At 63.2% G+C, this 12,993-nt stretch carries 10 protein-coding genes; 4 read left to right on the top strand and 6 right to left on the bottom strand.

The window, feature by feature from the left end; all coding sequences use genetic code 11:
* Positions 1–96: 96 nt before the first annotated feature.
* The 5 genes from tam to rpmH all read right to left on the bottom strand — a co-directional run bounded on the left by tam (position 97) and on the right by rpmH (position 3,785).
* On the bottom strand, positions 97–867 hold the full coding sequence (gene tam, locus DFLDMN_RS12450) for a trans-aconitate 2-methyltransferase (protein WP_423195263.1): 771 nt from the start codon (positions 865–867) through the stop codon (positions 97–99).
* Between the two features lie 140 nt (positions 868–1,007).
* Positions 1,008–2,678, bottom strand: a complete 1,671-nt coding sequence (gene yidC / locus DFLDMN_RS12445; protein WP_423195262.1) for a membrane protein insertase YidC — start codon at positions 2,676–2,678, stop codon at positions 1,008–1,010.
* Positions 2,679–2,699: 21 nt separating this feature from the next.
* Positions 2,700–2,999 carry a membrane protein insertion efficiency factor YidD gene (gene yidD / locus DFLDMN_RS12440; protein WP_423195261.1) on the bottom strand — a complete coding sequence of 100 codons (300 nt, stop codon included), beginning with the start codon at positions 2,997–2,999 and terminating at the stop codon, positions 2,700–2,702.
* Positions 3,000–3,010: 11 nt separating this feature from the next.
* Positions 3,011–3,496 (bottom strand): ribonuclease P protein component, encoded by a 486-nt coding sequence (gene rnpA, locus DFLDMN_RS12435; protein WP_423198394.1) that lies wholly within the window; start codon positions 3,494–3,496, stop codon positions 3,011–3,013.
* 154 nt (positions 3,497–3,650) lie between these two features.
* Positions 3,651–3,785: a 50S ribosomal protein L34 gene (gene rpmH, locus DFLDMN_RS12430; protein ID WP_008650850.1), complete on the bottom strand. Its 135-nt coding sequence runs from the start codon at positions 3,783–3,785 to the stop codon at positions 3,651–3,653.
* A gap of 926 nt (positions 3,786–4,711) precedes the next feature.
* Here rpmH and dnaA point away from each other — a divergent pair.
* The 3 genes from dnaA to gyrB all read left to right on the top strand — a co-directional run bounded on the left by dnaA (position 4,712) and on the right by gyrB (position 10,784).
* Positions 4,712–6,487 (top strand): chromosomal replication initiator protein DnaA, encoded by a 1,776-nt coding sequence (gene dnaA, locus DFLDMN_RS12425; RefSeq protein ID WP_423195260.1) that lies wholly within the window; start codon positions 4,712–4,714, stop codon positions 6,485–6,487.
* Between the two features lie 430 nt (positions 6,488–6,917).
* Positions 6,918–8,033 carry a DNA polymerase III subunit beta gene (gene dnaN / locus DFLDMN_RS12420; RefSeq protein WP_423195259.1) on the top strand — a complete coding sequence of 372 codons (1,116 nt, stop codon included), beginning with the start codon at positions 6,918–6,920 and terminating at the stop codon, positions 8,031–8,033.
* 225 nt (positions 8,034–8,258) lie between these two features.
* The gene (gene gyrB, locus DFLDMN_RS12415) at positions 8,259–10,784 is read left to right on the top strand and encodes a DNA topoisomerase (ATP-hydrolyzing) subunit B (protein ID WP_423195258.1); all 2,526 of its coding nucleotides are present in this window, start codon (positions 8,259–8,261) and stop codon (positions 10,782–10,784) included.
* 342 nt (positions 10,785–11,126) lie between these two features.
* Here the strand turns inward: gyrB and DFLDMN_RS12410 are convergent, their stop codons facing one another.
* Complete coding sequence (locus DFLDMN_RS12410) at positions 11,127–11,894, bottom strand: SDR family NAD(P)-dependent oxidoreductase (RefSeq protein ID WP_423195257.1); 768 nt, start codon at positions 11,892–11,894, stop codon at positions 11,127–11,129.
* 144 nt (positions 11,895–12,038) lie between these two features.
* On the opposite strand from DFLDMN_RS12410, the gene DFLDMN_RS12405 reads away from it, so the two are divergent.
* Entirely contained in the window at positions 12,039–12,935 is an 897-nt protein-coding gene (locus DFLDMN_RS12405) for an AraC family transcriptional regulator (RefSeq protein WP_423195256.1), read from the top strand.
* Positions 12,936–12,993 lie beyond the last annotated feature (58 nt).

Raw genomic sequence — 12,993 nt, 5'->3', positions numbered from 1 at the left:
GTCCGTGGATGTCCGAGCAGCATCTTTCCAGTGTAGGCGATACGGCACGTCGCCGGCGAATACCCGGCGCCTGCTGCGTCGCGTCATGGCCGCCGTTCAGCGCGTGGCGACCAGGAAGACGCGCGGAAACGGCAACAGCACCGTGCCATCGGCCAAGGCCGGCATGGCCTTGGCGATGGCGGCCTGATACTGGCGCAGGTACGCGCCACGCTCGGCCTCGTCGAGCGGCGCAATGAAAGGCCGCAGGCCGCTGCCCTTGAACCATTCGACCACCGCGCCGGCGCCCCCGGCGAGCGGATGCTGGTAGATCGTGCGCCAGATATCCACGCGCGTGCAGTGCGGCTTGAGCAGTTCGTAATACCAGCGCTCCGACGCCAGCGGCGTGCGCGCCTCGGCGGCGGCCGTCAGCCTGGGCGCCCACGGACCGTCCATGGCGGTCTCGCGCATCAGCAGGTGCGGTGCCTCGTTGAGGTTGTCGGGCATCTGCACGGCCAGCGTGCCGCCGGGCGCGAGCTTGCCGATCAATGAGGGCAGCAGCGTGGCGTGGTCAGGCACCCATTGCAGGACCGCATTGGCCAGAATCACGTCATAGGGGCCGCTGTCCTGCCAGGCCGTGATATCGGCAAGGTCGAAACGCATCTGCGGCAGCCGCTTGCGCGCGGCGGCAATCATGTCCGGATCGCTATCGAGCCCCGTCACTTCCGCGTCGGGATAGCGCGCGGCGAGCACCTCGGTGGAATTGGCGGGCCCGCAGCCGATATCGACCACGCGCCGCGCCTGCCGCGTGGGAATGGCGCCAACCAGATCGCGGACCGGCCGCGTACGTTCGTCTTCGAATTGGGTGTACTGCTGGGCGGACCAGGTCATGGCGGCTCCTCGGGCGATGGTCGGGCTGGAGCCGAAAGGATACGCCGCCATGCATGAGGCGGCACAACGACCCTGACGGCCGCAATGAAAAAGCCCGGCATCAGCCGGGCCTTTTCCCAAAACTCGCGTTGCGCAGGGGATCAGCCCTTTGCCACCGCTGCCGCCTTGCCCTTGCCGAGCATGCGGTTGATCTGCCATTGCTGGGCGATCGACAGGATGTTGTTCACCACCCAGTACAGCACGAGGCCGGCCGGGAAGAAGAAGAACATGAACGAGAACACCAGCGGCATGATCATCATGACCTTGGCCTGCACCGGATCCGGCGGGGTCGGGTTCAGCCTGGTCTGCACGAACATCGACACGGCCATCACGATCGGCAGGATGTAGAACGGATCCGGCACCGACAGGTCATGAATCCAGCCCAGCCACGGCGCACCGCGCATTTCCACCGACGACAGCAGCACCCAGTACAGCGCGATGAACACCGGGATCTGGATCACGATGGGCAGGCAGCCGCCGAGCGGATTGACCTTCTCGGTCTTGTACAGCGCCATCATCTCCTGGTTCATCTTCTGCGGATCGCCCTTGTGGCGCTCGCGGATGGCCGTCATGCGCGGCTGCAGGTCCTTCATCTTGCCCATGGACTTGTAGCTCGCCGCCGACAGCGGGAAGAACACCAGCTTGATCAGCACGGTCAGCATGATGATCGACCAGCCCCAGTTGCCGAAGATGCCGTGCAGCTTCTCCAGCAGCCAGAACAGCGGCTTGGCCAGGATGGTCAGCCAGCCATAGTCCTTCACCAGTTCCAGGCCCGGGGTGATCTTTTCGAGCATGCGCTCTTCCTGCGGACCGGCGAACAGGCGCGCGTCGGTGGTCACCGTCGCACCCGGCGCGATCTGGCCCAGCGGCTGCTGGATGCCAACGCGGTACAGGTTGTTGTCGATCTTCTCGACGTAGAACGTGTGCTCCTTGCCCGTCTGCGGAATCCAGGCCGAGGCAAAGTAGTGCTGCACCATCGCGACCCAGCCGCTGGAGCTGGCGCCCGGCACGGAGGCCTTGCCCTTGGCGATGTCGTCGAACGAGATCTTGTGGTACTTGTCGGCGTCCGTGTAGACGGCCGGACCCGTGAAGGTGCTGTAGAACTGCGACTGTTCCACCTTGCTGCCGTCACGCGTCAGTTCCATGTACAGCGTCGGCGAGACCGGCGCACCGCTCGCGTTGGTCACGTCGAAACGCGTGTCCACCACGTAGCTGCCCTTGTGGAAGGTGTACGTCTTGACGAACTTGATGCCGTTCTTCTCCGCCGTCAGCACCACGTCGAGCTTGTCCGAGCCGTCGAGCGCGCGCGGGCCCGGCGTGGCGGTGAAGATCGTGGTGTGGTTGGGGAGGTCGCCGCCGATCAGGCCCGAGCGCGCCAGGTACGTGCGCGTGGCGTCCCGCTCGAACAGCACAACCGGCTGGCCGTCCTTTTCCTTCTCGTGGAGCAGTTCCAGGCGAGACAGGATGCCACCGGCCGTATCGATGGTGGCACGCACCTCGTCGGTGGTCACCACGATCTTCTCGCCGGTCGGCTGCGCGGCCGCGGCCGGCGCGGGAGCGGCGGCACCCGGGGCCGAGGCGGCATTGCCGGCAGCCTTCGGCACGTCGTTCTGGGCCGCCGCGCCGCTGGCGCCGCCAGCCGGCGCTGCCTGCTGCGTGGTCGCGCTCGGGAAGAACATCGACGCGTGGCCGTTGGCGCGCTGCCAGTTGTCGTAGAGCAGCACGAGGGACATCGAGAAGATGACCCACAGGATGGTGCGTTTGATATCCATGTCTCGCTATGGTCTGGGGAATCAGGGTCTGGGGAGCCGGATCGTGACAGGCGTATGGCCTGGCGCGGCGCTGGCACGGGGCGCCTGGGTAGCGCTCCCCATGTTTTGGGGCTCGGGCACGGGATCATACCCGCCCTGTGCGAAAGGATGACAGCGGCAGAGCCGGCACACTGCCATCCAGCTGCCCCGGCCCGCACCATACATCACGACGGCGTCGCGGGCGTACTCGGAACAGCTTGGCATGAAGCGACACCGCGAGCCCAGGTACGGACTCAGAGCGATCTTGTAGATGCGCAGCAGGACTAGCAGGATTCGCTTCATGGCTTGGGCGGTCAGGCGGGGGGCGCCGCGGGTGCTGCCGGTGCGGATGGGGTATCCGGTGCGGCCTGGCTCGGGGCGGGCGGTGCGGAGGGCTGCCGGACCGACCCCGATGGCGGGGACGGTGGCGGCAATGGCCTTGCGGCCACCTCCAGCAGGCTTGCGAGTTCCGCGCTGCATGCCCGGCGGATCGCCGCCCGGCTGGCAAATTCCGCACGCGGAAATTTGGCCTGCAGCCGCAGCAGGACATCGCGGCCCGCGAGTTGGGCTTGCCGACCCCGGAACAGTTCCCGCGCCATGCGCTTTACCAGATTGCGCTCGGCGGCACGCGGTGCGAACTTCTTGCCCACCACCACACCGAGCCGGGCTTCCTGCCGGTCGTTGGCGCGCACATACAGCACGAAATGCGTGCTGCGGCGGCGCGGCCGCAAAGCAAAAACGGATGAAAACTCATCCGTCTTTGTGAGCCTCGCGGCTTTGGGAAAGGCATGGGTCGACACGCTGTGCAAAGCTAGCGAAAAGCTGCGCTCGGCGGCTGCGGTCCCGGCCATCCTGAGTGCGAGGCGGTAGGCGGGAACGGGAACACTGGCATCGGGCCGGCTTCCAGGGAAGGCGCCACCCGCCGGCTCACCGTTCAGGCCGGTCGCCCGGCGCTCAGATCGCCAGGCGCTTGCGGCCCTTGGCGCGGCGAGCGTTGATGACGGCACGGCCGCCACGGGTCTTCATGCGCACGCGGAAGCCATGGGTACGCTTGCGGCGGGTAACGGAAGGTTGGTAGGTACGTTTCATGTTGCACTCTCAGGTTGATCCGGCTATCCGGGCGCCGGCATTGCCGGGGCCTTGGCCGCCGCGTTAACTTCGCACCAGGTTCGCGCACTGGGTCCGCGCACTCCTCTCGTACGTCCGAAGTCTTCTGCGAAGTCTTCTCGTACCAGCGAGCCGCAAAGCCGACAGGCCACGAAGCTGATAGGGATACTGGCTGCACGGGCCTGCCGATGATCACGAGCCGACAACTGCTTGTGGACAATGCTTGTGGACAATCGACTGTCCACACTGCCCGGCCGACGATCACTGCCTGGCCGACGATTCTGGTTCTGTCCTTGCCGTCGGCCGCGATCGGAGAATCAGCGAGGCGCATGTGTCATGCCGACATGCGTAAACCCCTGCCGCGTCGCAGAACCCGCCATTTAATCGATTTTCGTGTGAAGTGTCAAGGCGACAAGCGGTGGTTTCCCGTCCCGGCGCCAAGTCGTACTTATCGCTGCGTGCCTTCCATTGTCCACAACTATCGGTGGGTAACTGGGTGGGTATTCCCGGTCACCCGAACTGGGTGCCGCGAGGGATTAAGTACTTGTTTCAGTTCGCCAATCGATCGTTTTTCGCGGTCGCGGCGGATCCGATATGCCCAGGTTGTGCACAGCAATCCACTGAATTTGCACAAGTTGTCCACAGACTTATCCTTTGTGGATAACTCGGAGCGGGGGGTACAATCCCGCTCCAACTACTACACGGGCTGCGTGGCGCACGCACAACCCGGACTTCTGCCCATCGGTAAACCACGAATCCAGGCCTGCCTGACGCAGGCCGGGGAGTGGCGTCGCCATTGCGTTTCGATCGTCGTCGATCGGCGCCCGCGGAAGCCCGGCTTGAGGAAGGGTTCGCAACGGCACCCGTGCTGTATCCGATGAGATGGGTACGGTCACTACTAAGAACACATGCAAGATTTCTGGCAGGCGGCAGCCGCGCAACTCGAGCGCGAACTGACGCCGCAACAGTTCAAGACCTGGATCAAGCCGTTGGCGCCCGTCGCCTTCGACGAGGAGGCGCATGCGCTCAGAATCGCTGCGCCCAACCGCTTCAAGCTGGACTGGGTCAAGAGCCAATTTTCGGGCCGCATCACGGCCCTCGCCTGCGAGTATTGGGAAGCGCAGGTTAGCGTTCACTTTGTTCTCGATCCCGCTGCGTCGGGACGTTCCTCCGCGTACTCCAATCCTGCAGCGCAACCGGGTGCCCACCCTGGCTCGCATTCCGCCGGGGACGCGGCCGCAGCCCCGGGTACGCATGCGGGTGGCTATCCGCAGCATGCGCCCATGGGTCAGCAGGGTCACCCGCAAGCCGCGCAGCAGGCGGGACACCCGTCGCATGCGCCCGGATTTGGCGCGCAGCAATACGGGCAGCATGGCGCTCATCCTGGCCAGCATCCCGGGCAGGGCGGCTACGACTATCCCGGTCAGGGCGGCGGTGCTGGCTATGGTGGTGCCGCCGCGCAGGCGCCCTACCCCGGCCAGGCTCCCATGCCGGCCGGGCGTGGTGCCGCCTCCGGACATCCGCTGCAAGGCCACCATATGCCGGACATGGGCGAGATCGACGTCGCCCAGATGGATCCGGCCGAGGCCAGCGCGCGCTCGTACCGCGTGCCGTCACAGCAGCCGCAGCCGCAGCAGGCCCAGCAGAACGACACGGTGCACGAGCGCTCGCGTCTGAACCCGATCCTGACGTTCGACAATTTCGTCACCGGCAAGGCCAACCAGCTCGCGCGCGCCGCCGCCATCCAGGTGGCCAACAACCCCGGCAAGTCCTACAACCCGCTGTATCTGTATGGCGGCGTGGGCCTTGGCAAGACTCACTTGATCCACGCCATCGGCAACTTCATGCTGATGGAGAACCCGCGCGCGCGCATTCGCTATATCCACGCCGAGCAGTATGTGTCGGATGTGGTCAAGGCGTACCAGCGCAAGGCGTTTGACGAGTTCAAGCGCTACTACCACTCGCTGGACCTGCTGCTGATCGACGATATTCAGTTCTTCTCGGGCAAGAACCGCACGCAGGAAGAGTTCTTCTACGCGTTCGAGGCGCTGATCGCCAATCGCGCGCAGGTGATCATCACCAGCGATACGTACCCGAAGGAAATCACCGGCATCGATGATCGCCTGATCTCGCGCTTCGACTCGGGCCTGACGGTTGCCATCGAACCGCCCGAGCTGGAAATGCGCGTGGCGATCCTGATGAAGAAGGCCGCGGCCGAAAACGTGAGCGTGCCGGAGGAAGTCGCTTTTTTCGTTGCCAAGCATTTACGGTCGAACGTGCGCGAACTTGAGGGCGCCCTGCGCAAGATCCTGGCGTTCTCCAATTTTCACGGCAAGGACATCACCATCGAGGTCACGCGCGAGGCGCTGAAAGACCTGCTGACGGTGCAGAACCGGCAGATCTCGGTGGAGAACATCCAGAAGACCTGCGCCGACTTCTACAACATCAAGGTCGCGGACATGTATTCGAAGAAGCGACCGGCAAATATTGCACGGCCGCGGCAGATCGCGATGTACCTGGCCAAGGAGCTCACGCAGAAGAGCCTGCCGGAAATCGGCGAGCTGTTTGGCGGGCGCGATCACACCACCGTATTGCACGCCGTGCGCAAGATCGCCGACGAGCGCGGCAAGGATGCGCAGCTCAATCACGAGCTGCACGTGCTGGAGCAGACGCTCAAGGGCTGACGGCGTTGAGGCGCGAGGTCAATACGCCTCGCTCATTCGCGCTGGCCGCGGGCAATCGAGGATTTTGAAATACGGCCTTGCCGGGCTGGCATACTACTGGCTATGCGCCTGGCGGCAAACGGGCGTCTGGATCAACCGTTGAACCGCGGGAAATTGGCCTCAGATAAGGCTTTGCGGTGAGTCGGGACGGTTTGGCAAGCGTAATTCGCGGTCCGTGGCATTTTGTGCACAAACCCGCACCGCGCCGGAACCGCCCCGCTTCACCGCAGCGGCTTATCCTTGGTACAATGCTGCATTAACTCCTTGATTCGTAAGTGAATTTGAATCGATATCGGAGTCACGGTATCGCTTCGTATCGCTCAGGTAACGGATTCGGTAGGAGTTAGGCATCTGCGGTCGAGCTGACGACAAACGACGAAGGATAAATTCAATGCAATTGGTCAAAACCTCGCGAGACAATCTGCTGCGTCCGCTGCAAATCGTGAGCGGCATCGTGGAGCGCCGCCACACCCTCCCGATCCTGGCCAACCTGCTGATTCGCAAGTCCGGCTCGAACGTTTCCTTTCTTTCCACCGATATCGAGATCCAGATCACCACGCATGCCGAATGCGGCGTGGGTAACGACGACGTGGCCACCACCGTGGCCGCGCGCAAGCTGCTCGATATCCTGCGTGCCATGCCCGACGGCGACGTTGCGCTCTCGCTCAACGACAAGCGCATGACGGTGCAGTCCGGCAAGAGCCGGTTTGCGCTGCAGACGCTGGCCGCCGAGGAATTCCCGACCGTTGCCGAAGCCGCCGAATTCAACGCCAGCGTGAGCCTGCCGCAGAAGACGTTCAAGCATCTGCTGGCGATGGTTCATTTTGCGATGGCGCAGCAGGACATCCGTTATTACCTGAACGGCATGCTGCTGGTGGTGGATGGCAAGAAGGTCATGGCCGTGGCCACCGATGGTCACCGTCTGGCGTATTGCGGCGTGGAGCTCGAGAACGAAGCTACCGGCGCCGGCTCGCGCCAGGAAGTCATCATCCCGCGCAAGACCATCCTGGAACTGCAGCGTCTGCTCGAGGACACCGACGATCCCGTGCAGGTGCAACTGGCCGCCAACCAGGTCAAGTTCAGCTTTGCCAATATCGAGCTGATCTCGAAGCTGGTGGAGGGCAAGTTCCCGGATTTCCAGCGCGTGATTCCCAAGGGTTACAAGAACGCCTTCGCCATCGACCGCGTGCAACTGCAACAGGCGCTGCAACGTACCGCGATTCTGACCACCGACAAATTCAAGGGCGTGCGCTGCATTCTCGATACGCACGTGCTGAAAATCAGCTCGACCAATGCCGATCAGGAAGAGGCGCAGGAAGAGCTGGAACTCGATTACTCGGGCGACGCGCTCGATATCGGTTTTAACGTGACCTATCTGCTCGACGTGCTGGGCAACCTCAAGAGCGAGCAGGTTCAGGTCAGCCTCGGCGACTCCAATTCGAGTGCGCTGATTACCGTGCCGGACGACGACAACTTCAAATATGTCGTCATGCCGATGCGCATCTGATACTCCGGAAACAGGACGACAAGATACGCACACCGGAGCATCGAACGGCACGCTACGGCTCCCCGGACCTGGCCACAAACCATCCCGGGAGACCCACCGCAGCAGGGGCAGGATCCCATCGATCCGCCCCTTTTGCCGTTTTTAGTAACCCGCTATTGCGGACCCGACGGGGCGCACCGACAGGTGGTGCGTTTCGATTTCCGCATTTGCCGTGAGTAGGAAAACATGACCGAACAGCAGAAACCGCAACAGGAAAACACCTACGGAGCCTCTTCGATCCAGATTCTGGAAGGCCTGGAGGCGGTACGCAAGCGACCGGGCATGTATATCGGCGATACGTCCGACGGCACCGGTCTGCACCACCTCGTATTCGAGGTGCTGGATAACTCCATCGACGAGGCACTGGCTGGCTATTGCACCGAGATTTCGGTGACCATTCACAGCGACAATTCGATTTCGATCGTCGATAACGGCCGCGGTATTCCGCCCGCCGTGAAGTTCGACGACAAGCACGAACCCAAGCGCAGCGCCGCGGAAATCGCCATGACCGAGCTGCACGCCGGTGGCAAGTTCAACCAGAACAGCTACAAGGTGTCCGGTGGCCTGCACGGCGTGGGTGTGTCGTGCGTGAACGCGCTGTCGAAGTGGCTGCGCCTGACGGTGCGCCGCGATGGCCAGGTCAACCTGATCGAATTCGCGCGTGGCGAAGTGCAGAACCGTATCGTCGAGACCGTGGAAGGCCCCGACGGCAAGCCGGTGGAAGTGTCGCCGATGAAGATCGTCGGCGCGACCGACAAGCGCGGCACCGAAGTGCACTTCCTCGCCGACGAGGAAATCTTCACCAACGTCGAGTTCCACTACGAGGTGCTGTCCAAGCGCATTCGCGAACTGTCGTTCCTGAACAATGGCGTGCACATCAAGCTGGTGGACCAGCGTTCGGGCAAGGAAGAGGACTTCGCGTTCTCGGGCGGTGTGAAGGGCTTCGTCGAGTACATCAACCGCGCCAAGACCGTGCTGCATCCGAACATCTTCTACGCGAATGCGGAGAAGGACGGCATTGCCGTGGAAGTGGCGATGCAGTGGAACGATGGCTACAACGAGCAGGTGCTCTGCTTCACGAACAACATTCCGCAGCGCGATGGCGGTACCCACCTGACGGGTCTGCGCGCGGCCATGACGCGCGTGATCAACAAGTACATCGAAGAGAACGAGATCGCCAAGAAGGCCAAGGTGGAAACCTCGGGCGACGACATGCGCGAGGGTTTGTCGTGCGTGCTCTCCGTGAAGGTGCCCGAGCCCAAGTTCAGCTCGCAGACCAAGGACAAGCTGGTGTCGTCCGAAGTGCGTCTGCCGGTGGAGGAACTGGTCGGCAAGGCGATGACGGACTTCCTGCTGGAAACGCCGAACGACGCCAAGATCATCTGCGGCAAGATCGTCGACGCCGCGCGTGCGCGTGAGGCCGCCCGCAAGGCGCGCGAAATGACGCGCCGCAAGGGTGCGTTCGACGGTATGGGCCTGCCGGGCAAGCTGGCCGACTGCCAGGAACGTGACCCTGCCCTTTCCGAACTGTTCCTGGTGGAGGGTGACTCCGCAGGCGGCTCGGCTAAGCAGGGCCGCGACCGCAAGTTCCAGGCGATTCTGCCGCTCAAGGGCAAGATCCTGAACGTGGAGCGCGCGCGCTTCGACAAGATGCTGTCGAGCCAGGAAGTACTGACGCTGATCACGGCGCTGGGCACGGGCATCGGCAAGGACGACTACAACCTCGAGAAGCTGCGCTATCACCGCATCATCATCATGACCGATGCGGACGTGGACGGCTCGCACATCCGCACGCTGCTGCTGACGTTCTTCTATCGCCAGATGCCAGACATCATCGAGCGCGGCTATGTGTATATCGCCCAGCCGCCGCTGTACAAGATCAAGCACGGCAAGGAAGAGCGCTATATCAAGGACGACAACGAACTAAACGCCTACCTGCTGAAGCTGGCGATGGAGAAGGCGTCCCTGATCCGTCCGGACGGCAGCGAGATTGCCGGCGACGCGCTGACGGAACTGGCACGCCAGTACCAGCTGACCGAGGGTGTGATCAGCCGCCTCTCGCGCATCGTCGACACGGATGCGCTGCGCGCGATTGCCGACGGCGTGACGCTGGACCTCGACGGCGCCGCCGCCGCCGAGGCCTCGGCCGTGGCCCTCAAGGCCAAGCTGGCCGAGATGCACGCCAAGACGCTGCTCGGCGCCGCGGTGAATGACGACGGCACCGCCGACGTGTACGCCCAGTTCGACGAGAAGACTGACAAGCACCGCCTGATGATCGCCCGCCGCCACCACGGCAACGTGCGCCTGTCGCACCTGGACGCCGACTTCGTGCACGGCGCCGACTACGCGGCGCTGGCCAACGCGGCCAAGACCTTCCAGGGCCTGATTCCGGAGGGCACCAAGGTCAAGCGCGGCGAAGGCGACAAGCTGCGCGACCAGACCGTGTCCGATTTCCACCAGGCGATGCAATGGCTGCTGTCCGAAGCCGAACGCGGCGTCTCGCGTCAGCGCTACAAGGGCCTCGGCGAAATGAACCCCGAGCAGCTGTTTGAGACGACGCTGGACGTGACGCAACGCCGCCTGCTGAAGGTACAGATCGAAGACGCGATCGCCGCGGACCAGATCTTTACAACGCTGATGGGCGATGAGGTGGAACCGCGGCGTAACTTCATCGAGAGCAATGCGTTGGTGGCGCGGAATATTGATGTTTGAGGGCTGTTGTAGATAGACCCATAACCTGAGAATCTTGGACCCATAAGTTGAGAGACTTATGGGCCTTTTTCTATGGGCAGTTCCGCCCCACTCCTCGTTGAACTCACGGATGGTGGGGTGACCGAGATTTGGCAGCAAGAGGTGGTCGCGACGTACAAGAGATGACCGCAATTTCCGAGGTTGACGACATGTCGCATCACGCCTGATGCCACGGCGATCCGAAAGGGCGGAAGCTGGTACAGAAAAAAGCCCGGGACAATCCCGGGCTTTCACATTCCGACGTTTGCCTTACCAGGCCCGGCACGAGGCGGTGTATCGGAAGTTCCGCTTCACGCTCCCCCCTCAAATCCCCTGCCCCCCCGACACCTCGATCCTCTGCGCATTGACCCACCGATTGCTCTCCGACAGCAAACTGGCAATCATCGGACCGATATCATCCGGCACCCCCGCCCGGCCAAGAGCCGTCATATCGGCAAAGATCTTGTTGATCTCGGGATTGTCGCGGACCGCGCCACCGCCGAAGTCTGTCTCGATAGCCCCCGGGGCGACGGTGTTCACCGTGATGCCGCGCTTGCCGAGTTCCTTGGCCATATAGACCGTCAGCACTTCCACCGCCCCCTTTACCGCCGCGTATACGCCGTACCCGGGGAACGACACGCGCGTCAGGCCGCTGGAGAGGTTGATGATGCGGCCGCCGTTCGCGATCAGCGGTAGCAGGGTTTGCGTCAGGAAATAGACGCCCTTGAAATGCACGTCGACAAGGCGGTCGAATTGCGCTTCGGTGGTTTCCCCGATCAGTGCATAGTCGCCGTGGCCTGCGTTGTTCACCAGGTGGTCGAAGGTGTCGCGCTGCCAGGTCTGGTACAACGCGGCCTTCAGGCTTTCGGCAAATGACGGGAAGGAGGCGATGCGGCCCGCGTCGAGTTGCAGGGCGACGGCCTTGCGGCCCATTGCCTCGATCTCCGCGACGACAGTCATCGCATCTTCGCGACGGCTTTGGTAGGTGATGACGACGTCCCCGCCCTGACGAGCGATGCTCAGGGCGGTGTTACGGCCGAGGCCGCGGCTGCCGCCGGTGACAAGAGCGATGGTTTGGGTGGTCTTGGTCATGGTTTGCGACTCCTCGTGTCTGCGTTTGTGACGGCTGAAGTATCGGAGTCGGGACGCATTTGGCCCTTGCAGGAAACTGCGCGATCCTTGCCTGATCCTCCAAGCAAATAGTGGAAGCACATAGGGCCGGAGTAGACTTGCGCCATGAACCCGCTGCTCGACGCCGTCCGCCGCTACGCCGACGCCCATGCCGATACCGACGGCGTGGCGCAGACGCCCATTCCTGGCCTGATGATCGTGCGTGCCACCGAGCCGAGCGGATTGGTCTACGCGATCTCGAAGCCGCTCGTGTGCCTGGTGATGCAAGGCGGTAAGCACGTCACGCTCGGCACGCAGGAATTCGCGTTTGCCGCCGGCGATTCGCTGCTGATTACGGCCGATGTACCAACGGTGAGTCAGATCGCCGAGGCCAGCGCGAAGGCGCCGTATCTGTCGCTCGTGCTGGAGCTGGAGGCGTCCATCATCGCGGAGCTGGTGGAACAGATGGACGCGGTGCCGGTCGACCGCTATGCGCCCGTGCAGGTGGAGCCGACGGACGCCGAGGTGGCGGATGCCGCGCTGCGCATCATGCGCTTGCTCGATCGGCCGACCGCGGTGCCGGTGCTCCATCCGCAACTGGTGCGGGAGTTTCACTACTGGCTGCTATGTGGACGGCATGGCCCTGCAACGCGTCGGCTCGGCTGGCCTGATAGTCAGGCACGGCGAGTGGCGCGCGCGGTGGCGGTATTACGCAGCGAGTTCGCGCAGCCGCTACCTGTCGAGCGCCTCGCCGCCGTCGCGGGAATGAGCCCTTCATCGTTCCATCAACACTTCCGCAATGTCACCTCGCTCTCGCCGCTGCAGTTTCAGAAGCAGTTGCGATTGATCGAGGCGAGACGCTTGATGTTGGCGGAAGGTATCACAGCCAGCAGCGCCGCATTCGCGGTCGGTTACGAGAGCGTGCCGCAATTCACGCGTGAATACGGGCGAATGTTCGGTGCGCCGCCGGCGCGCGATACGGACGCGGCAAGGCATCGAGGTGCGCAGGCGGCGACTATGTGAGGACCGTCGTGAGCCGATCCTTTCCGATCGAAATTTCCGAACAGGTACGATACGTTCG

The sequence above is a fragment of the Cupriavidus sp. H19C3 genome, assembly GCF_049393815.1.
Lineage (GTDB): Bacteria > Pseudomonadota > Gammaproteobacteria > Burkholderiales > Burkholderiaceae > Cupriavidus.
Note: the sequence above shows the minus strand (reverse complement) of the source record. Positions and strands in the feature narration are given on the sequence as shown.

What these genes read in the sequence shown, in the direction of transcription:
- tam (WP_423195263.1), bottom strand. Translation starts at nt 867, where the DNA reads ATGACCTGGTCCGCCCAGCAGTACACCCAATTCGAAGACGAACGTACG.
- yidC (WP_423195262.1), bottom strand. Translation starts at nt 2,678, where the DNA reads ATGGATATCAAACGCACCATCCTGTGGGTCATCTTCTCGATGTCCCTC.
- yidD (WP_423195261.1), bottom strand. Translation starts at nt 2,999, where the DNA reads ATGAAGCGAATCCTGCTAGTCCTGCTGCGCATCTACAAGATCGCTCTG.
- rpmH (WP_008650850.1), bottom strand. Translation starts at nt 3,785, where the DNA reads ATGAAACGTACCTACCAACCTTCCGTTACCCGCCGCAAGCGTACCCAT.
- dnaA (WP_423195260.1), top strand. Translation starts at nt 4,712, where the DNA reads ATGCAAGATTTCTGGCAGGCGGCAGCCGCGCAACTCGAGCGCGAACTG.
- dnaN (WP_423195259.1), top strand. Translation starts at nt 6,918, where the DNA reads ATGCAATTGGTCAAAACCTCGCGAGACAATCTGCTGCGTCCGCTGCAA.
- gyrB (WP_423195258.1), top strand. Translation starts at nt 8,259, where the DNA reads ATGACCGAACAGCAGAAACCGCAACAGGAAAACACCTACGGAGCCTCT.
- DFLDMN_RS12410 (WP_423195257.1), bottom strand. Translation starts at nt 11,894, where the DNA reads ATGACCAAGACCACCCAAACCATCGCTCTTGTCACCGGCGGCAGCCGC.
- DFLDMN_RS12405 (WP_423195256.1), top strand. Translation starts at nt 12,039, where the DNA reads ATGAACCCGCTGCTCGACGCCGTCCGCCGCTACGCCGACGCCCATGCC.